This window comes from Bacillus mycoides (assembly GCF_000832605.1).
GTDB lineage: Bacteria > Bacillota > Bacilli > Bacillales > Bacillaceae_G > Bacillus_A > Bacillus_A mycoides.
Genome location: NZ_CP009692.1, coordinates 5,031,766 through 5,051,883, shown reverse-complemented (window position 1 = coordinate 5,051,883; position 20,118 = coordinate 5,031,766). Strand labels below are relative to the sequence as shown.

Genomic DNA, 20,118 nt, shown 5'->3' with positions numbered 1-20,118 from the left:
AAAAGTTTCTTCGTAAAGAAGAAACTTTTTTTATTTGAAAACAGGAAAATCATTCTTTCTTTCCAATATGTATAAGACATATATAGAAGAGGAGAGAAAACTGTGGATAGAGGAATTTTTAAGGAAGTTCCATTACCGTGTGCATTTTTAGATGAAGTGGCTTTAGAGAGGAACATTCAATCGATTATAGAGTTAAGTGGAGATAAGAAGATTCGTATAGCGAGTAAATCATTACGCTCTGTTCCAATTATGAAAAAGATTTTGGCTGCAAATAATCGCTTTCAAGGTATTATGTGTTTTTCTCCTAGAGAAGCTTTGTTTTTAATTGAACAAGGATTTAATGATTTATTGCTCGGATATCCTGTTTATGATGAAAGAGCTTTACATGAAATTAGTTTGCTGACAAAGCAAGGGCACATTATAACTTGTATGGTGGATTGTGAAGACCATATTACTTATTTAGAAAAAATTGCTGAGAAGTCTAAAGGGTGTTTTCGCGTTTGTTTGGATATTGATATGAGTAGTCGTTTTTTGAAATTTCATTTTGGTGTAAAAAGATCCCCGGTAAAAGATGTGCAGAGCGCTTTGAAAATAGTAGAAAAGGTGAAGGGCTCATCATATTTAATACTAGATGGTGTAATGGGATATGAAGCTCAAATTGCCGGGGTGGGGGATCATATACCGAATCAATGGATGAAAAGTAAAGCTGTTTCGTATTTAAAGAAGAAATCAGTGTTAGAGGTTAAAGAAAGAAGAGAACGTATCGTAAAAGAAATACAAAACCTTGGTATTGAACTAAGATTTGTAAATGGGGGAGGAACAGGAAGTATAAAAACAACTGAGCAAGATAACTCAGTTTCAGAGATTACTGTAGGATCCGCCTTTTACTCTCCTAAACTGTTTGACTATTATAAAGAAGTAAAATTTCAGCCAGCTGCCGGATTTGCTTTACCAGTTGTACGCAAACCGGCTCCTTTTATTTATACTTGCCTAGGTGGCGGATATATTGCCTCAGGTGCAGTTGGTAAAGATAAAGAGCCTGAGATTTGGAGGCCGGGTGGTGCAAGACTATTAGCGTTAGAAGGTGCTGGTGAAGTGCAAACGCCAATTTTTTATGACGGTGAGGAACGAGTAGCGATAGGAGATTCTATCTTGTTTCGTCATAGTAAAGCTGGAGAGTTATGTGAGCGTTTTCCTGTTTTGTATCGCATTAAACAAGGGGAAATCGTTGGAGAGTATTCAACATATCGGGGGGATGGACAATGCTTTCTATAAAGGGACAAAAATGGAGAAATTGGACAGGGAATGTAGAAGGAACACCGCATTATACGATGTATCCAAAAAGTATACAAGATGTAGTAGAAGTTGTGGGGCTTGCACGAAAAAAAGGAAAGAAAATTCGTGTTGTCGGTTCAGGGCATTCTTTTACACCTCTTGTGCAAACGGAAGAAATTTTAGTTTCTTTAGATGAATTGAAGGGCATTGCAAATATTGATGCAGAGAAGAAGGTTGCCGAAGTATGGGCGGGAACAAAGCTACATGATTTAGGGAAGTTACTTCAGGAAAAAGGTTATGCGCAAGAAAATTTAGGAGATATTGATTCACAATCTATTGCAGGAGCGATTAGTACGGGAACTCATGGGACGGGTGTTACATTTGGGAGTTTATCAACACAAGTTATAGAGATCACGGCAGTTTTATCAACAGGTGAGAGTATAGTTTGTTCAGAAACCGAGAACGCCGAATATTGGAAAGCATTTCAGTTGTCGCTTGGAATGCTAGGTATCATTGTAAAGATAAAATTGAAGGTTATCCCAGCGTATTCGCTTGTTTATGAAAGTGAAAAACAATCATTGTCTACTGTAATGAACAAACTAGAAGAATATAAGAAGAATCGTCATTTTGAATTTTTCGTTTTTCCTTATTCAGATGAAGTACAAGTGAAATTTACAAACGAAACAACGAGTAAAGAAAGTGATTTGAAATGGCATAAACTAAAGGTGGAGTTACTTGAAAATAGGATGTTCTCTTTATTATCTAAAGGGTGTAAATGGTTTCCTTCTATAAGTAAAGGAGTAAGCCGATTATCAGCTAAGGCTGTACCGAACACGAAAATAATTGGACCAAGCTATGAAGTGTTCGCTACATCACGTACAGTTCCATTTTATGAAATGGAGTACAGTGTCCCTTCAAAGTATATGAGGGCTGTTGTAGAAGAAATTTCAAATCTTATTGAAAAGAAAAAGTATAAGGTGCACTTCCCGATTGAATGCCGCTACGTGAGAGGTGATGATATATGGCTCAGTCCAGCATATGGAAGAGATTCAGCGTATATAGCTGTTCATATGTATAAAGGTATGAAGTATGCCGCTTATTTTGGTGAAGTGGAGAAAATTTTTTTAAAGTATGAAGGGCGCCCACATTGGGGGAAAATGCATACGTTAACGTACGAAAAATTGCAAAATATATATCCAGAATTGCATTCGTTTCTAAAAGTGAGGAAGTCACTAGATGAAACAGGAATATTTTTAAGCCCTTATACAGAAAAGTTATTTACGATTATGAAAAAAAGCTGACAAATTAGTATTTGTCAGCTTTTTTAAGTGTAATTGCATTTCTTGTATGACTAATACGCTCGTAAAATAGTAATTTATCACTGCTAAATACATGTAATAAAACATGAATAATAAATAGCCCGTTAATTACAAATTGGAATAACAGTATAACTAGTAATACTAAAGGCTCTGTATGATTTAAAATAGAGCTACTAGAAAGAATGTAATTGATTCCACCTAAAATGAAATAGAATATACCGTAACGAATGAATAATTCTTTTAGTGTAATACGCTCTGCTTGTCCTTTAATGTAAATACGAAGCAACGCTTTCCCTATTGTTCTTCCATTTGTAAAATATGGGATGATAATAAAGTAAATTAAGATTGAACATGTAATGAAAAGGAGTTCGTATACATTTGTGTAAGATTGGATATTAGAAATGAAGAAAGAATTTCCTTTGTTTTTAATGACAGGTACAACGATAGATAAGAAAATCCAATCAATTTGCATCGCGATAAGGCGACGAACGAATCCGACTGGTTTCGTTTCCAAATCAATACGACTATCTAACTCGTTTGCTTTCGGAAGGAAGTACGTAAATATTGGTGCAATGATAAAACCAATTACGCCACCTAGTGTATTTAAAAACAAATCATCGATATCAAATAAGCGATATGCACAATTATAAATACCATATAGTCCAGTCACTTGTGTTAGCTCGAAAAATAGTGAAAGACAAAAAGAAATACAAATAGTCTGTAAGAAACTACGTCGGAAATAATAACGTAAGTAAATACCGAATGGAACGGTTAATAGAACGTTAAAAGCAACTTGTAAAAATGCAGATTCTTTTAATAACAAGAAATAAGTAGTAGGTTTCGTTAAAATTGCCGATGTATGATTACTAATCTCTTGTATGAAATAAAATGGTGAGAGTTGCATGTGCTGTGTATTAGCCGGTTGTAGGCTACAAGTATCATACGTTTGTGGTAATGGCAAAATAACAAGAAAATAGGCATTTAATAAGTAGAGTAATAATGAGTATAAAATAAATGAGCGCCATTTATTTAAATAACCGTATTTTCGATAATTAAATATTAAAAAAGGAATTAAGAGAAACATTGCTAAAATAGGAAATAAAATAAAAGCTGTTTTTACTGGAAATAAATATGCAGTCAAAATGAAGCTCCTTTCAATGAAATTTCGTTTATCATTATAGCGCTTAAAAGAATGTAAAACAAAGTTGAAATAGCTCGAAATAGAAAAAATTACAAATTTAAAATAGATTAAGTTATAATAAGTTCAATATAAAAATATTATGATTATACAAGTTGAAAGAGGGTACATGATATGCAATATGAGCTTTTTTCGGTAAGCGGGGATCATATTACAACTTTTGAAAGCACATGGCGTTTTCAAGAGGGGGAACAGATTTTTGTTCATGATGATAATACAAAACGAAATTTTATTATTATTCGCTTAACACATGATTTATTTCAAAAAAATTCACATGCTATTCGCTTGTATTGTCAGGAAAAGAAAGTTTATGCATAAGGAAAAACCACTTACTGTATGAGGGCAGTAAGTGGTTTTTTATCCCGCTATTTGTGGGCAGTAAAACTCCCACCTCAAAATTCAGGTGGAGCAAAGAAGTTAGGTGGGAGCCCTGCTGTCGGTAAAAGCCCGATTGGTGAGGGCTAATAATCAGGAGGGATGAACAAAACCCCCACTGATTAAAGTTTCATTTTATAAGAAAATGATAGTTAGCACACCTACGATAATACAGTAGAAAGAGAAGTATTTTAAATTTCCTTTTGCCATAATGTTCATAAACCATTTTAATGAAATATATGTCATGACAAATGTTGCGATGAAAGCAACAATATAAGGTACAAATAATGTATCTAAATTTGGATCGTTTGCAATGTCTGTAATACTTAACAATAAACCACCTAAGCTAACAGGAATGTATAGTAAGAATGAGAAGCGAAGAGCTGTTTCTTGCTTCATACCAAGTAACATTGCTGCCACGATTGTAGCACCTGATCTGCTTATACCAGGAATTAGTGCGCAAGCTTGTGCTAGACCAATAATGATTGCATCTTTCATAGAAAGGTCGCCATCATTTTTACGTCCACGCAAGTTTCGAATAATCCAAAGGCCGATAGCAGTAATAAGAAGGGAAATCCCAACCATTTTAACACCTTTTAAATAGTGGTCGATATAATCTTTAAATAAAACTCCAATTACACCTGCTGGAATGGTTGCAATAACAAGGTAAATAATAAAGAAGAAATCTGATTTTGCATCTTCTGCTCTTGTGAATATATAAGATAGACCATTCTTTGTTAGACGAATTAAATCATTTCTATAAATAAGTAATACAGCTAATAATGAAGCTGAATTAACAAGTAGCTCAAAGCTAAACCCTTCTATTTTTAGTCCTAGCAAATGCTGTGCTAAAACGAGGTGACCGCTTGAAGAAATCGGAATTGGCTCTGTTAGCCCTTGGAACAGACCAAGAATTAAATATTTTAAAATGTAGTAAAATTGTTCCATAATAACCTCCTTGTTTATTAGTCGAAAGAAACAACTTTTCCATTATAGCAAAAGAGAGGATGAATATTGAGAAGAAATAAATATTCGAAATATAATAAAAATCCCTTATACCGGTATAAGGGATTTTTATTATTAATGAGAAGCTACTGTTTCTTGAAGACTTTTTGATAATTGAACATCGACTTTTTCAGCATCATGAATATGATTCATAATAGTAGTATTTAATTTTTGGAACATTTGCTGTGTATTTGCAAATTCTCGTAATATATCATCATTACAAGATTTTTGGTTTTCGATAGCTTTAATAACATTTGTAGCGCCACTTTGTAATGTTTGAATCATTATTAAAATATTTTCAATTCTAGCGTTAGTATCGGCGCTCATTTCTACACCTTCATCAACTAAATGCAAATTATCTTTTGTGTTATCGTATGCTTTTTCAATTTCTTCTTGAATTTTTTTCGTTAAGTTACCGATGTTTTTTGTACTTTCAGCTGTACTTTCAGCTAGTTTTCTTACTTCATTAGCAACAACAGCAAATCCTTTACCGTGTTCTCCAGCACGTGCAGCTTCAATACTTGCATTCAACGCTAGTAAATTTGTTTGTGCTGCAATGTTTTGAATCACTTCTACAATTTGTTCAATTTCTTTAGAGCGTTCGCTTAAATGATTCATACTATTAGAAGTACGTTGAGATTGTTCACCTAATCTATTAATTACAATGAGTAAGCGATGAACGGATTCTTTTCCTTCATTAGAGCAATCGATAATTTCTTCAATAGATTGAATTAAGTTTTGCTCTTTTTGTAGCATTTCGTTATTTAATTCGTTGGAATGTGTAGTACGCGTAGAAACATTTTCAAAGCATGCGTTCAATTGTTGAATTAAGTTTTGGAGTGTATGATGTTGGCTATTTACAAGTTCGTGCTCTTGCATAACGCTTTTTACACGATTATGGATAGAAGATATAATTTCTTGTTTTTCCACATCTTTTTGTTTTAATTCTGCTTCTAGTTCATGTATATGAGTTTCTAGTTGATCAATTTTATGTTGGAGTGATTTCTTTTGAGTAAACATTTTATTTAATTCAACCGCCTTTAGGATTTTTAATTTCTCTATATTTGGATTTTAGTATCTTTTATAATTTTTAAATATAGGAATTGTTAAATATTTAAGAATCTATTACATTTTGTTCACAATTCTCTTTTTTTGTCATGAAAAATAAACTGTATTTAATGGTTCTGTAAACAAACTGTAAAATAAATCATGTATAACTGTATAAGAAGGGAGTCGGATTATGAACTATTTTAAGCGAATCAGTAGTCTAGTATTAGCAGGAATTATCGTTCTTTCTAGTACAGTCGCTGTAAAAGCAGAGTCAAACGACGAGAAACTTAACAACATGCAACAGCAATTGCAGCAAAACGATGCAGATATGCAGAAGAAAGAGCAAGAGAAGCAAGCTGTTAGTAAAGAAATTCAAGGTATCGAAAATGAACTACATAATTTAAATAATACAATTGCAAAAAATAAAGAGGATCAAGCTGCTATTCAACGTAAAATCGATGAAACACATAAGCAGATTGAACAAAAAAAAGCAGATATTATCGTTTTAGAAGATAAAGTCCTTGCTCGTAAGGATATTATGAAAAAACGTATGGTTTCTGTTCAAAATAGCTCAAATACGAGTTTAGTAGTAGAAGTTGTTGTAGAATCAAAAAACTTTGCAGATTTCATACAACGTATGAACGCAGTTACTACTATTCTAGAAGCAGATAAAGAAATTTTACGTCTACAAGAACAAGATCTTCGTCAAATTGAAGAAGATAAAAAAGCAATTGACGAAAAAGAAGCATCTTTAGTAGTAGATAAGCAAAAATTAGCAAAAGCACAAGCGGATTTGCAAGATAACTTGAAAAAACGTCAAGATAACTTACAAACAGTTCAAGCTAAATATAATCAGATTGCAAGCCAACTTAATTTAGCAGCGGAAGAGAAAGCAAAAGTTGAAGCAAATATGAAAGCAGTACAAGAAACAATTGCTCGTGAACAAGAAGCAGCAAGAATTGCAGCAGAAGAGCGCGCAAAAGCTGAAGCAGCTGCAAAGGCTGAGCAAGAAGAGTTGGCAAAAGCGAAGGCAGCAGCAGCTAAGCAAAAAGAAGAACAGGCAGCTAAGCCGGCAGAGCCTGTAGCTAAAGATACAACACCAACTAAGCCGGATCCAAAACCAGCTCAAGGTGGAAAAGAATTTTATGTAACAGCAACTGCTTATACAGCTGATCCATCTGAAAATGGCTATAAACCGGGTGAAATTGTAAAGTCTAAGTTAGGACATAATTTGACTGCAAATCCAAACATGAAACTAATTGCTGTAGATCCAGCTGTGATTCCATTAGGTTCTACTGTATATGTGGAAAATTATGGTACGGCGATTGCTGGAGATACTGGTAGTGCGATTAAAGGTCATATAATTGATTTATTAATGCCAGATTCAGCTACAGCTAATAATTGGGGCAGAAGAAGTGTTAAAGTTACAATTTTAAACTAAAACGTAATCCAACTTTACAAAACGTAAAGTTGGATTTTTTTATAAAAATAATGTTAAGTTGAGTTTACATTTTGTTAAGGATATCATACAATAATAGTGAGAGGTGGTAAATTTGACCATTTTAAATAGAGTGAAGGAATTAAGAGCTCGTTTTAATTTTACACAAAGTGTATTAGCGGAAAAAGTCGGAGTGACGAGACAAACAATTGCAGCAATTGAAAAAGGGGATTACGTTCCTTCATTATTACTAGCATTGACGATTTGTGATGTATTCGAGTTAAAGATGGAAGATGTATTTGTTTTAAATAAGGAGGGGGAAGAGGATGAATAGAATTGGGGTTTCTTATATCGTAAACGTGCTTTATACTGCGCTAGCCTGCTGGACATTTGTTGAATTTTATAGTGTTATTACAGAGTTAGCAGATATAATTAAAAACGAGAAGTTCCCATTTGAAGTATGGTTTAATGGAGCACCATTCATTTTATTATTTATTGGAGCTATTATAGTTACAATTTTTTATAGAATTCAAAAGAAAAAATACAAGAATTTATCTTTTTGGATGTATCCATTATTATTTCCACTAGAAGATGAACGTGAAAAAGCGATTACGGATAAAGCCTGTCGAACAACTTTTGTTTCGTTATGGTATGTGTTACCTTGTGCAGTCGGGTTTTTAACTTTTTCGCCTATTATTAATGACTATCTTCCTGGGTACCCACTGTATATTATATTCTCTATTTTCTTTATTCAAATGACGGTCTTTCACGTATCCCTATACAGAAATAAGTTAGTTTAAAAGAAACCTTCTTGCATAAGCAAGAAGGTTTCTTTTCAGCTTACACTTGTACATACAGCAATATTATCTTATCATTTTATATAGAGTAAGATTTTGTAACGGAAAGGAATTGTATATGAATAAGCAAAGAATTTATAGTATAGTAGCAATCCTTCTATTTGTTGTAGGTGGTGTATTAATCGGAAAGCCATTTTATGATGGATATAATGCAGAGAAGAAGCAGACAGCGAATGTACAAGCTGTTCAAAAGATGGAATATGAAAAGCATGATACAGAATTTGTAGATGCTTCAAAAATTAATCAACCAGACTTGGCAGAAGTAGCGAGTGCATCGTTAGATAAAAAACAAGTAATCGGTCGTATTTCAATTCCGAGCATCTCATTAGAACTTCCTGTTTTAAAAGCGTCGACTGAAAAGAATTTATTATCAGGTGCGGCAACTGTAAGAGAAAATCAAGTAATGGGACAAGGGAATTATGCACTTGCAGGGCATAATATGTCAAAAAAAGGTGTTTTATTTAGTGATGTATCAACTTTAAAGAAGAACGATAAAATTTATTTGTATGACAATGCAAATGAGTATGAGTATACTGTTACCGGTGTATCTGAAGTGACTCCTGATAAATGGGAAGTTGTAGAGGATCATGGGAAAGATGAGATAACACTTATTACATGTGTATCTGTTAAGGATAATTCTAAGCGTTTTGTTATTACGGGTGATTTAGTAGGAACAAAGGCTAAGAAATAAAGAAAAAAGAAGGTTCACTCTTTAAAGAGTGAACCTTCTTTTTTTATCCAATGTTGAGAAATAAAAGAATATTTCAGTTGGTATTTAAATATTTTTCTATTTTTATATAATAAAGTAATGATTCTAGATTTTGGGAGGAACAAAAGTGAAACAGCAAGTAAAAAAACTTCTTTTAACAACAAGTGTAGCGTTATTGGTAGCGCCAATTTCTGCTTATGCACATCCAGGACGTACAGATGCTAATGGTGGACATACGTGTCGTACAAATTGTGAAAAATGGGGATTGCAGTACGGGGAATATCATTATCACAATAAACCAGCTTCTAATAGTGGTACAACGAGTCCAGCTCCTAGCCAAAATAATAATGGTGCTGTAGAAGCAGAGAAACAAGCAGAAGCACAGCGTAAGGCTGAGGCAGAGAAACAAAGAGCTGCAGAAGAACAACGTAAAGCAGAAGAAGAGAGACAACGTGCTGCAGAAGAACAGCGCAAAGTAGAGGAAGAGAGACAGCGTGCTGCAGAAGAACAACGTAAAGCAGAAGAAGCACGTAAGGCAGAGGAAGCGCAGCGTAAAGCTGAGGCTGAAAAGGGACAAGCTGAAGGTCAAAAAAGTGGAGAGACAGATTTTAAAGCAGGAAAGAATAATGCAGAAGGACATGTAGCTGGAAAGTCAGACGCATATAAACAAGCATTTACAACTGCGTATGCTGCGACGTGGTCTTTAGAAGAACAGAAAAAAGCACATTTTGAAAAAGGTAAAGAGCAAGGGTTAACACAAGAAGCAATGGACGATAGTCAAATTACTCCTGAGTTTAAGGGGAACTTTGCAGAAGGTTTCCAAGTAGGGAATAAAGAGAGAACAGCAAAAATTGAAAAAGAACAAGCAGAACTCGGTGAAAAGGCTGGTAAAGAATTAGCTGAAAAGAAACCTGGAAATACTGAAAAGGATACATATGTGAAAGTATATGAAACCGCGTATGAAAAGGGATATAAGTCTGCTAAAAAGGCAGCGGAAAAAGCTGGATATACATATGCATTTGAAAACTACGACTTAAAAGTTCCTGCTAAGTATGAAAAGAATGAAACATTAAAGAAATGGTTTACTGAAGGATTTAAATCAAATAAAAAGGCAGCGGAAATTCGAGAAGAAGGATATAAAAAAGGAGACAGCTGGCTTTCGTTCTTCTATAAGAGTTTCGTGCCAAGTGAATATAAAGAACATAAAGGCTTGTATGAACAAGCAATAGAAAAGGGAAAGAAAGCGTAAAAAAAGATGAGGAATTTTCCTCATCTTTTTTTAATCCATCCATTTCACTAATTTCTTAGAAATTGATAATAAAACACAACCTAAAACGATCGCCACAGCGCCAATAACTGTGAATACTTCAGCATATCCAAGTGAAGTTGTGAAGCTTGCAAGCTGTCCGCCTAAAATATTAGCAATACCTGAGCTTGCTAACCATACGCCCATTAATAAAGAGGCTAGTTTTACTGGAGCGAGAGCACTAACCATTGATAGCCCGACAGGTGATAAGAATAGCTCACCTAACGTATGGAAAAGATACGTAAAGACGATAAATAGTAAGTTTGCTTTTTCTGTAATGTTATGTTCGTCACTGCCTGTTTTTAATGTAGCGATAACAAGAACAATATAACCGATACCGAGTAAGATCATACCAAGTCCCATTTTTGTTGGGATTTTCATGTCACCATTTTTTCTAGTTGCCAGTTTCGCCCATAATGCTGAAATAGCTGGTGCAAGTAAAATAATAAATAACGGATTGACCGATTGGAACCAAGATGTTGGAACTTCCCATCCGAACACAGAGCGGTCTACAAATTTGTTTGTATATAATGTTAACGAACTACCAGCTTGTTCAAATCCAGCCCAGAAGAAGACAACAAAGCATGTTAAAATGACGATAACTGTTGTACGTTGTTTTTCTTTTTTTGTTAACGGTGTATTTCCTATTGTTTGTTGTCCAGCATCCGTTTGCAAATCGCGAGTTGGTTTTTTACCGATATCACCAAGGAAGCGATTTGATAGTGTTGTAAATAAAATTTGTCCAATGATCATTCCGATTGAAGCGGCTAAGAAACCGTAACGGAATCCGAAATGAACAACACCGTCCACTGTTGTTTTAAATAAATTTTCTGATAAAAACCCGCAAACGAGTGGAGCTAAAAATGAACCGACGTTAATACCCATATAGAAAATTGTAAATGCACTATCACGTTTTGGATCGTGCTCTTCGTATAATTCTCCAACAAGTGTAGAGATATTCGGTTTGAAGAATCCATTACCGATAATAATAAGCGCTAATCCGAGGTATAGACCGACTTGGTTTTGCAAGGCAAATAGTGTAAGGTTACCGATTGCCATTGTTATACCACCAATTGTGATGGCTTTTCGTTTGCCTAGAAAACGGTCCGTTAAGTATCCACCGATCAATGGTGTGAAATAACAAGCACCAGTATAAAATCCATAAATAGAGAGTGCCCAAGCGGGACTAAACCCAAGACCACCACTTACTAAAGCTGTTGTTAAATATAATGTTAATAATCCTCGTAATCCATAGTAACTAAATCTTTCCCACATTTCTGTAAAGAAGAGTAAGTATAAACCTGGAGGATGTTTCTTTTTTCTTTGTTGTTCTCTTTCTAGTTGTATCGCTGATTCCATAATATTTTCCTCCTGACACAAGCAAAAAACAAAGTTAATAGTATTGTATGATTAATATTTTACTTTATTAACTATTATAAGTCAATAAAGGTTGATTTTTCAGAAGAAATTTGAAAAGGGAAATAGCTATAGAATGGGTGTTTCTTTTGTGATAGACTATGGACTATGTTTTCTTTGTAAGGAAGCGGATTACCGCATTTTTTTATTTGTGGAATTGATTTCATGTAAGGTGAAATTGAAGAAGGAGAAAGAAATGAAATTGTTACAGAAAAAAGAAATTTTGCTTATTAGTCTTATGTTATTCTCTATGTTCTTTGGGGCCGGAAATCTTATATTTCCACCTTTCCTTGGATATGAAGCAGGAGAACATGTATGGATTGCATTGTTAGGTTTTATTATATCAGCAACAGGGCTTCCTATATTAGGTGTTATCGCTATTGCGAAAGCAGGGAGTTTTCAAACGTTAGCGGGCAGGGTTCATTCTTCATTTGCAATTATTTTTCCGTGTATTGTGTACTTATTTATTGGACCAGGTCTTGGTATACCACGTGCAGGAAGTTTAGCTTTTGAAATGGGGCCAGGCCAGTTGTTCCCAGAAGCGGATAGCGTAGTTTTGTTATTGTACACGGCTATTTTCTTTAGTATTGTTTACTGGTTAAGTTTATCACCGTCTAAATTAATGGGCTTGTTTGGAAAGGTGTTAACGCCTTTATTATTATGTATGATTGCTATTATATTTATAAAAAGTATGTTTACATCAGTAGGCGGTGTGAAAGAGCCTTCAGGAAATTATGGACAAGCTCCTATGTTCCAAGGATTTTTAGATGGATATTTAACGATGGATGCGTTAGCAGCTTTAATATTTGGGATTGTTATTGCAAATGCTCTGCGTGCAAAAGGTGTAGCGGATGATAAAGGTTTAGCAAAATATATGAGTATTGCTGGTATTGGAGCAGGGCTTTTATTATCTATTATTTATGTCATTCTTGGATATGTTGGTTCAATTAGTGGTTCATTGGGTACATTTGATAACGGTGCGAAAGTGTTAGCACAAGTTATGACTACATTATTTGGACAAGGTGGGTTAGTTTTATTAGGTCTTATTTTTACTGTCGCTTGTCTATGCGTTTCCATCGGACTTGTTACGTCTTGTAGTCAATTTTTCGCAAGTGTATTTCCGAAAGTATCTTATAAAGTTTGGGCATTTATATTAAGTTTTGTTAGTATGGTTTTAGCTAATTTAGGATTAACGCAAATTTTAAAAGTATCGGTACCGATTCTTGGATTTATTTATCCAGTTGCACTAACGCTTATTATTTTAGGGTTATTCCATAAGTATATTGGAAAGTATGTATACGTATATTCGGTAACGATTGGACTCGTAGCGGTATTTAGTGCGATTGATATTTTAAACAAAAGTGTACTGATGAATAAATGGACACCACTACTAAAAATGCTTCCGTTTTATTCAGAAGGTGTAGGTTGGATTGTTCCGGCATTTGTAGGTGTCTGCCTCGGTGTAATTGTTAGTATTGCTATAAATAAGAATAAATAAGTAAGAGGTGTTTTCCTATTTCGGAAAACACCTTTCTTTTTTGGGAAAAATAGTATTGAAAATGAATAGACTAAGAGTATGATAAAGGTAATTGGTAATATATAGGTTTTACATGAATGATGAGGGGGGAGCGTATGAAGGAGGATTTGAATAAGAAAATAGAAGCACTCGAAACGGCAATTGAAACGATGCAAGAGGCATTTTATGAATTGAAAGCGAAACAAAGAAAAATAGAAGTAGATAAAGTTCAACAAAATGTTAATAAGGAAAAGAAAGAATATATTGAAGCGGTAAGTAATGAAAAGTTACAAGAAGATGTAGTTAAGACGAGGAAGTCCATGCAAGAGCCAGAGGTGAAACAAGTAGATATATCTGCATTTAAACCAGAACCATTTAATATTATAAAGTTTTGTCAAACGTGGTTACCACGCATATTTGTCGGTATTATGCTACTTGGGGTTATTTGGTTATTTAAAGCAGGGGTAGATGCTGGTTTATTAACACCAGCGATACGAATTGTGTTTGGTATCGCCTTATCTATCGGTTTGTATTATATAGGGGATATTCAAATTAAACGAGAGCGGCAATCGTTAGGATTAGTATTAGCTGGAGGAAGTATTACAGGTATTGTTTTAACGACGTTTGCGGCACATTATTTATATGGATTCATTCCAGCAAGTATTGCGTTTATTTGCAACATTATATGGGTTATTTTAGGTATTTATTTAGCGAAAAGATATAAATCGGAATACCTCGCTATTTTCGTGGCGGTGGGAGCATTTTTTGTTCCTTTCTTGTTAAATAGTACGACTCCTAATACGTATATTTTCTTTAGTTATGAGACGATATTAACAATTAGTCTATTATGGTATGCATTGAGAAACCGTTATAAGTACTTGTATATGATTTCTTATGTTGTGGCGGCAATTGTCCTATTTGTCTTCTTTGCTGTTATGTCAATATTAGTAGAGAATGTGCAAGTACAGTTAACAGTTGTATACGGTGCAATTCATTTACTATTATTTTGGCATATGTTTTCGGAGAGAAGTTTTATACAAGAAGCACGATTGGCGATATTTAGTGCGAATGCAGTTTTCTTTATTTTAGCTATTTCTCAAATTCCTGAATTTACAACGCGGGGATTAGTTATAAGTGCATTTGTGCATGTTGTTATGTTCGCACTTGAATATAGGAAGAATAAACATTCGGTATTTACAAATCTAATATTTGGCTTTGCAATGGGTTCATTTAGTTTAGCGATTTTATACGAGTACAGTTTGGTGAATGCAGCAATCGTATTATTGTTACAAGGTTTCCTTGGTATGGTTACTGCTATTAAAGTAAAGCAAAATATTAAATTGTATGTAAGTGCAACGATTTATGCTATTGGAATGGTGCAGACGATTTTTAGCCCGTTTGATCATTTCATTTCGGCAGGATTTGTCGCTCATATTATTTTGATAGGAACGTTCTATTATTGCATGAGACAAGCGAAAGAAGTGCTAGCGAGTTTTGGTAAATATGTGTACTCTATAGCGCTCTACTCATTAATGGTTATTGTATTTATTACAATTACTAGAATCGGTGAAGTTCTTTCTACAGATGGAAGTATAATTAGCGTATCTGTATCGTTATTATGGATGGTATATGCGTTATTTGCAGTTTGGTTTGGCCGTTATAGACAGATGAACGAAATATTATATGCTGGCTTAGTCGTATTAGTAGTAACAGTAGGGAAGTTATTCCTTCTCGACTTACCAGAGGTGTCGATGATGATCAGGGCGGTGTTATTCTTAATCGTTGGTAGTATAGGTATCATTATTTCAAGAATGTTTTTCTCAAAAGAAGAGAAGTGAAAAGAAGGCAATCCATATTCGGATTGCCTTTTTCATTATTTTTTATTAATCGTTACAGTTTCACTATATTTCGCTGTCGTATTTTGACGTAGACGAAGTGTTGCTTGTCCAGTTGTATTTGGATCAAGTTGTACATTCACAATTTTTTCAGCAGATCCTTGGTTATTTGTGATGAAAGAGAATGCACTGCTATATCCGAAAGAAGATGGCCAAGTGCCATTTGTATTTTGAACTTTTGCCACCTGTGTTCCGCCAGTTGTGAAGATACCTAAAGAATAATTATTGTACGTTGTATTTGGTAATAAGTTATTTACTTGAATCTTCATTTGGAACACTTCATTGTTTGGTAGAATGCTAGGGTGCGTAATTACGTAATCACTCGTTGTCACTGCACCGTTATAGCCGTATGAACCTGGTTTGAAAGTATTTGTATTGAACCACTGGTAACCTTGACTTGGTGCGCTCCAAGGTTCTGGTTGTGGTTCTGTTGATAAACTTGGTTGTTCAAATGTTTGTAGAGCTGTAGGTGCATCAAGCTGTAAACCACTCGCTTGATCTAAGCTTGTAAATGTTTCTTGTTTCGCTAACCAATTCACGATGTTTTCTAATAGAACAGCATCGTTTTCTTCTTTATAACCATCATAAGTTTTCTTTGTTTGACCTGAGTCTTCGCGAACATATTTTGGCGAAGCATCTTCAACAGGAGAAGAATCACCAATAAAGGCAGCTTTTCCAAGACCAACTTTCGAAATAGCAGCATAAGGCCCCTCTGCAACGCCACCACTGTTATAAACGCCGCTATCAACAGCGTTATTCCATTTTGATGGATTTTCTGGAAGATATACAAGGCCTTTCGCTAGTTTTGGATTTGTAATCGCAAGGGTAGAGCCGGCATGCATTGCTACAGATGAAACGCCAGTTGTAATTCCGAATGATTGCACAGGTGAGACAATATTTTTAGCTGAAACATCACCAAGTGCATTGTAACGGAAGCGAATACCGAAATTATCGGATAGCCAATCAGAGCTTTCTACTCCTTGCATAGCTTGTGAAGTTGTTTCTTCATTAGACATTCCCTTTGCTGGATTATCCCATGCCCCGCGTCTATATCCATTGAACACTTCTGAGGAGTCCCAGCGGTTTTTATTACGATCTGCATTATAATGATCGGCAATGAAGAAAATACTGCCGCCATTTTTCACGTATTGTAACATTGCGTCTTGTTCAGATTTTTTGTAAGGAATATTTGCCTCTGGAACGATAAACACGTTGTAATTTTTTAAGTCGTCGTATGTAATAGGTGTTGATTTACGAAGTTCTTTTACATGATATCCGTTTTGGGCAATGCCGTTTCCGAAATCAGAAAAGCCGCCATCAATAACCCAGTCAGCTGTCCCGGCAGTTTGACCGTGCGTATTATCAAATAATACTTTCTTCCCATTGTTTTGATTTACAACCTTTGCAGCAATTTCAGGAGCTGGGTCTACAGAGCTTTCGGCATAAGTAGACGGTATGAACGAACTCCCCATACTAAGTGTAATTGCTGTTGCTAAAGAAAATGTAATCCATTTTTTATTCTTCATAGAAGAATCCCCCTAATAATAAATATATGTGCTTTAATAATGTAATTTATTTTTCTGAAAAAATAAAGACAGAAAACGTAAAAAATATTAAAAAATTGTAAAAATACCGTGAATTTTGTTGAGAAATATTTATATAGGCAATAAAAAATCCCTTCCAATTAATAAGGAAGGGATAGCTTGTTTAACTAATTTTTGAATTAGGTGTTTCATCGATCTTATGAAACCCTTTCATGTAATACACGATAGCTAAGCCGATAAGCCAAATTGGGCCAATGATTAATGCAATTCGTGTATCTTCTGAATACGCCATAATACCTAGTACAAGTGCGAGGAAGCCAAGTGAGAAGTAAGAGCTTAATGGATGTAAAGGCATTTTATACGTTAGCTTGTCTTTTTTCTCAGTTGGTAATCCTTTACGGAATTTAATTTGAGCGACTAATATTATACCCCAAGTCCAAATTGCCCCGAAAGTTGAAATACTAGTTAGCCATGTAAACACTTTTGCAGGAACGAGATAGTTTAATATAACGCCAACGAGTAAAACAATCGCAGTTGCTATAATACCTTGACTTGGAATGCCATTTTTATTTAAACGTCCAAATCGTTCAGGTGCTTTCTTTTGTTGTGCTAGTGTAAATAGCATACGCCCTGTACTAAATAAACCACCGTTACAAGAAGAAAGTGCAGCTGTTAATACAACAAAGTTAATAATACCTGCTGCTTTTGCAATGCCGATTTGTTGGAATGTTAATACGAATGGACTTCCTTTCTCGCCAAGTTCGTTCCATGGATAAATTGCCATCATAACGAATAATGCCCCGACGTAAAAGATTAGGATTCTCCAAAATACGTTATCGATAGCTTTTGCGAGTGTTTTCTTCGGGTTTTGAGCTTCACCAGCTGTAACACCAATTAGTTCAACGCCTAGATAAGCGAATAATACCATTTGTAAGGAAAGCAATAATCCAGAGAAGCCATTTGGGAACCAGCCCCCATGTTCCCAAAGATTTGAAATACCAGTTGCAACGCCGCCATTTCCAAATCCGAATAGAATAATACCAAAGCCAATCACTATCATACAGATAATTGTGACAATTTTAATGAGAGCAAACCAAAACTCAAGTTCTCCAAATACTTTTACTGATAAGAAGTTGAAAGCGCTCATTAATAATAGAGCGAGTAGTGCCCAAGTCCAGCGCGGGATATCTGGGAACCAGTACTGCATGTAAATTCCAGCCGCCGTAATTTCAGCCATACAAGTAACAACCCATAAGAACCAGTAGTTCCAACCAGTAATATAGCCAGCAAGTGGGCCGATATAATCATTAGCATATTTACTAAAAGAGCCGGCAACCGGTTGTTCAATTGCCATTTCTCCGAGCGCTCGCATAATGAAAAAAATAACGAGTCCAGCGATCATATAACCTAGTAAGATGGAAGGACCAGCTAGTTTAATAGCAGAAGCAGATCCTAAAAATAACCCAACGCCAATAGCCGAACCAAGTGACATTAAAGTAATATGTCGTTCTTTTAAACCTCGATTTAAAGTTCCAGATTTGTTTGTGTGCTGCATAAGAAGAATCCCCCTTGTAGAATGAGCTACCTAAATATTTAACTATTTCAAATTATAAAACATTTCTATCTGTTATGCTACAAAAATAATCAAAATGAACTGTACTACATCTGAACTTGTCGGACTTAAACTTAAAATTCTCACTATTAGAGAATATATTGACTCTTCTTTTTATTGATTGTTAAGATTAAGTATTATATTTTCTCACATACTAGTAAGAAAAGAATGTGTGATAATAATTCAGGTGTAGGAAGGGTACATAGCCATGTTTCAATTACAAAAATATAACACTTCTGTGAAGCGAGAGCTTTTAGCGGGCATCACAACTTTTTTTACATTTGCGTATATTCTTGTCATCAATCCGAAAATATTATCTGATGCAGGTGTACCATTTGATCAAGCGTTTACGGCAACTATTATTGCGACAGTTATTGGGACGCTATGTATGGCGTTTTTAGCTAACTATCCAATTGTTATTGCTCCAGCTATGGGGATGAATGCATATTTTGCTTATTCTGTCGTTCAACAGGCAGAGGGGATTACGTATGTCATTGCGTTTTCGGCAGTATTTGTAACAGGTATCATTTTTCTTTTATTATCTTTCACTTCATTTAGGCAAAAGCTAATTATCGCAATTCCTGACAGTTTAAAACATGCAATTGCAGGTGGAATTGGACTATTTATTGCTTTTATTGGATTACGTCTATCTGGAATTATCGTGGATCATCCATCTAACTTAGTTACGATTGGTGATTTTCATTCTCCAGCCGTTATTTTAACTTTAATTGGTTTAATTTTAGCGGCAGTATTAATGGTATTACGTGTGAGTGGTGCATTATTTATTAGTATGATTGTGACAGGAATTATCGCCTTCTTTACGGGGCAACTGAAGTTTGAGGATAAAATTGTAGCGATGCCTCATTTACCAGAGGGTATTATCGTTTCAAATCCAATCAATGCTTTTTCAGATGTAATTCAGTATGGATTATATGGTGTTGTATTTTCATTTTTACTTGTACTTTTATTTGATACGACAGGTGCATTACTCGGTTTAATTAAACAAGCTGGTTTAATTACAGATAATACAGAGAAACGTTTTGGCAAAGCGTTTATTGCAGATGCGATTGGCGGAACGACAGGTTCTATCTTCGGAACAAGCCCAACAGCAGCAACGATTGAATCGTCAGCTGGTATTGCTGCAGGTGGTAAAACTGGATTAACAGGTATTGTAGTTGTTGGTCTAACGATTATAACGGCATTTTTCAGCCCTGTTATCGCGTCTTTATCAAGTGTAGCTGCTATTACAGCTCCTTCATTAATTATTGTAGGTAGTTTAATGGCACAAAGCATTCGTGATATTAATTGGAATGAATTTGAAGATGCATTACCAGCATTTTTAATTTTCGTTGGTATTCCGTTAACGTCTAGTATTGCAAATGGAATTGCAATTGGATTTTTAGTGTATCCAGTATTAAAAATTGTGAAGGGGAAAGGGATGGAAGTACATCCGTTACTATATTTATTTACAATTTTATTTGGATGTCATTTATTCTTATAGTATAGAGATAGGAAAGGGGGCTTCTTATGAGAGGCTCCTTTTTTGTGTATAATAAAGTGAAAAAAACAAATCAATTACGTAAAATATAAATTACTTAATGGA

17 protein-coding genes and 1 pseudogene are annotated in these 20,118 nt (G+C 34.8%); 12 read left to right on the top strand and 6 right to left on the bottom strand.

Translation table 11 applies throughout. The features are described 5' to 3' along the window. Window positions 1-102 precede the first annotated feature (102 nt). The gene (locus tag BG05_RS27780) at window positions 103-1,275 is read left to right on the top strand and encodes an amino acid deaminase/aldolase (RefSeq protein ID WP_002186959.1); all 1,173 of its coding nucleotides are present in this window, start codon (window positions 103-105) and stop codon (window positions 1,273-1,275) included. After that, window positions 1,263-2,576, top strand: coding sequence for a D-arabinono-1,4-lactone oxidase (locus BG05_RS27775; protein ID WP_002125266.1), 1,314 nt, complete (start codon window positions 1,263-1,265; stop codon window positions 2,574-2,576). Before BG05_RS27780 ends, BG05_RS27775 begins: the two co-directional genes overlap by 13 nt. A 4-nt stretch (window positions 2,577-2,580) precedes the next feature. Here BG05_RS27775 and BG05_RS27770 read toward each other — a convergent pair whose 3' ends face one another. Continuing rightward, complete coding sequence (locus BG05_RS27770; RefSeq protein WP_002188324.1) at window positions 2,581-3,735, bottom strand: VanZ family protein; 1,155 nt, start codon at window positions 3,733-3,735, stop codon at window positions 2,581-2,583. 171 nt (window positions 3,736-3,906) lie between these two features. On the opposite strand from BG05_RS27770, the gene BG05_RS27765 reads away from it, so the two are divergent. Continuing rightward, on the top strand, window positions 3,907-4,110 hold the full coding sequence (locus tag BG05_RS27765) for a hypothetical protein (RefSeq protein WP_002125270.1): 204 nt from the start codon (window positions 3,907-3,909) through the stop codon (window positions 4,108-4,110). 18 nt (window positions 4,111-4,128) lie between these two features. Continuing rightward, window positions 4,129-4,257, top strand: coding sequence for a hypothetical protein (locus BG05_RS31900; RefSeq protein ID WP_003187247.1), 129 nt, complete (start codon window positions 4,129-4,131; stop codon window positions 4,255-4,257). Between the two features lie 45 nt (window positions 4,258-4,302). On the opposite strand, the gene BG05_RS27760 is transcribed toward BG05_RS31900, so the two are convergent. Continuing rightward, window positions 4,303-5,115: an undecaprenyl-diphosphate phosphatase gene (locus tag BG05_RS27760; protein ID WP_002010553.1), complete on the bottom strand. Its 813-nt coding sequence runs from the start codon at window positions 5,113-5,115 to the stop codon at window positions 4,303-4,305. Window positions 5,116-5,247: 132 nt separating this feature from the next. Next, a pseudogene (locus BG05_RS32240) lies at window positions 5,248-5,751 on the bottom strand (methyl-accepting chemotaxis protein); the annotation flags it as partial. A 661-nt stretch (window positions 5,752-6,412) separates the two neighbouring features. On the opposite strand from BG05_RS32240, the gene BG05_RS27750 reads away from it, so the two are divergent. The 5 genes from BG05_RS27750 to BG05_RS27730 all read left to right on the top strand — a co-directional run bounded on the left by BG05_RS27750 (window position 6,413) and on the right by BG05_RS27730 (window position 10,475). After that, window positions 6,413-7,663, top strand: coding sequence for a 3D domain-containing protein (locus BG05_RS27750; protein WP_002186966.1), 1,251 nt, complete (start codon window positions 6,413-6,415; stop codon window positions 7,661-7,663). Window positions 7,664-7,775: 112 nt separating this feature from the next. Continuing rightward, entirely contained in the window at window positions 7,776-7,994 is a 219-nt protein-coding gene (locus BG05_RS27745; protein ID WP_002167109.1) for a helix-turn-helix transcriptional regulator, read from the top strand. Then, window positions 7,987-8,460 (top strand): DUF2178 domain-containing protein, encoded by a 474-nt coding sequence (locus BG05_RS27740; protein ID WP_002090909.1) that lies wholly within the window; start codon window positions 7,987-7,989, stop codon window positions 8,458-8,460. Before BG05_RS27745 ends, BG05_RS27740 begins: the two co-directional genes overlap by 8 nt. Before the next feature lie 115 nt (window positions 8,461-8,575). Beyond that, window positions 8,576-9,208, top strand: a complete 633-nt coding sequence (locus BG05_RS27735; RefSeq protein WP_002186970.1) for a class A sortase — start codon at window positions 8,576-8,578, stop codon at window positions 9,206-9,208. Between the two features lie 145 nt (window positions 9,209-9,353). Next, complete coding sequence (locus tag BG05_RS27730; protein WP_033731018.1) at window positions 9,354-10,475, top strand: YHYH domain-containing protein; 1,122 nt, start codon at window positions 9,354-9,356, stop codon at window positions 10,473-10,475. Window positions 10,476-10,505: 30 nt separating this feature from the next. Here BG05_RS27730 and BG05_RS27725 read toward each other — a convergent pair whose 3' ends face one another. Next, window positions 10,506-11,891: a peptide MFS transporter gene (locus BG05_RS27725; protein WP_003187245.1), complete on the bottom strand. Its 1,386-nt coding sequence runs from the start codon at window positions 11,889-11,891 to the stop codon at window positions 10,506-10,508. A 253-nt stretch (window positions 11,892-12,144) separates the two neighbouring features. On the opposite strand from BG05_RS27725, the gene brnQ1 reads away from it, so the two are divergent. Further along, window positions 12,145-13,446, top strand: a complete 1,302-nt coding sequence (gene brnQ1, locus BG05_RS27720) for a branched-chain amino acid transport system II carrier protein BrnQ1 (protein WP_407465341.1) — start codon at window positions 12,145-12,147, stop codon at window positions 13,444-13,446. 134 nt (window positions 13,447-13,580) lie between these two features. Next, the gene (locus tag BG05_RS27715) at window positions 13,581-15,302 is read left to right on the top strand and encodes a DUF2339 domain-containing protein (protein ID WP_033733751.1); all 1,722 of its coding nucleotides are present in this window, start codon (window positions 13,581-13,583) and stop codon (window positions 15,300-15,302) included. Window positions 15,303-15,337: 35 nt separating this feature from the next. Here the strand turns inward: BG05_RS27715 and BG05_RS27710 are convergent, their stop codons facing one another. Next, window positions 15,338-16,885 (bottom strand): hypothetical protein, encoded by a 1,548-nt coding sequence (locus BG05_RS27710; RefSeq protein ID WP_003187242.1) that lies wholly within the window; start codon window positions 16,883-16,885, stop codon window positions 15,338-15,340. Window positions 16,886-17,066: 181 nt separating this feature from the next. Beyond that, window positions 17,067-18,458: an amino acid permease gene (locus tag BG05_RS27705; RefSeq protein ID WP_002125290.1), complete on the bottom strand. Its 1,392-nt coding sequence runs from the start codon at window positions 18,456-18,458 to the stop codon at window positions 17,067-17,069. Between the two features lie 265 nt (window positions 18,459-18,723). Here BG05_RS27705 and BG05_RS27700 point away from each other — a divergent pair, with 265 nt between their 5' ends. Then, a complete protein-coding gene (locus BG05_RS27700; RefSeq protein ID WP_002010534.1) occupies window positions 18,724-20,016 on the top strand; it encodes an NCS2 family permease in 1,293 nt (430 codons plus the stop codon). Window positions 20,017-20,118: the final 102 nt, after the last annotated feature.

What these genes read in the sequence shown, in the direction of transcription:
- BG05_RS27725 (WP_003187245.1), bottom strand. Translation starts at nt 11,891, where the DNA reads ATGGAATCAGCGATACAACTAGAAAGAGAACAACAAAGAAAAAAGAAA.
- BG05_RS27710 (WP_003187242.1), bottom strand. Translation starts at nt 16,885, where the DNA reads ATGAAGAATAAAAAATGGATTACATTTTCTTTAGCAACAGCAATTACA.
- BG05_RS27735 (WP_002186970.1), top strand. Translation starts at nt 8,576, where the DNA reads ATGAATAAGCAAAGAATTTATAGTATAGTAGCAATCCTTCTATTTGTT.
- BG05_RS27700 (WP_002010534.1), top strand. Translation starts at nt 18,724, where the DNA reads ATGTTTCAATTACAAAAATATAACACTTCTGTGAAGCGAGAGCTTTTA.
- BG05_RS31900 (WP_003187247.1), top strand. Translation starts at nt 4,129, where the DNA reads ATGAGGGCAGTAAGTGGTTTTTTATCCCGCTATTTGTGGGCAGTAAAA.
- BG05_RS27705 (WP_002125290.1), bottom strand. Translation starts at nt 18,458, where the DNA reads ATGCAGCACACAAACAAATCTGGAACTTTAAATCGAGGTTTAAAAGAA.
- BG05_RS27740 (WP_002090909.1), top strand. Translation starts at nt 7,987, where the DNA reads ATGAATAGAATTGGGGTTTCTTATATCGTAAACGTGCTTTATACTGCG.
- BG05_RS27775 (WP_002125266.1), top strand. Translation starts at nt 1,263, where the DNA reads ATGCTTTCTATAAAGGGACAAAAATGGAGAAATTGGACAGGGAATGTA.
- BG05_RS27765 (WP_002125270.1), top strand. Translation starts at nt 3,907, where the DNA reads ATGCAATATGAGCTTTTTTCGGTAAGCGGGGATCATATTACAACTTTT.
- BG05_RS27750 (WP_002186966.1), top strand. Translation starts at nt 6,413, where the DNA reads ATGAACTATTTTAAGCGAATCAGTAGTCTAGTATTAGCAGGAATTATC.
- BG05_RS27715 (WP_033733751.1), top strand. Translation starts at nt 13,581, where the DNA reads ATGAAGGAGGATTTGAATAAGAAAATAGAAGCACTCGAAACGGCAATT.
- brnQ1 (WP_407465341.1), top strand. Translation starts at nt 12,145, where the DNA reads ATGAAATTGTTACAGAAAAAAGAAATTTTGCTTATTAGTCTTATGTTA.
- BG05_RS27760 (WP_002010553.1), bottom strand. Translation starts at nt 5,115, where the DNA reads ATGGAACAATTTTACTACATTTTAAAATATTTAATTCTTGGTCTGTTC.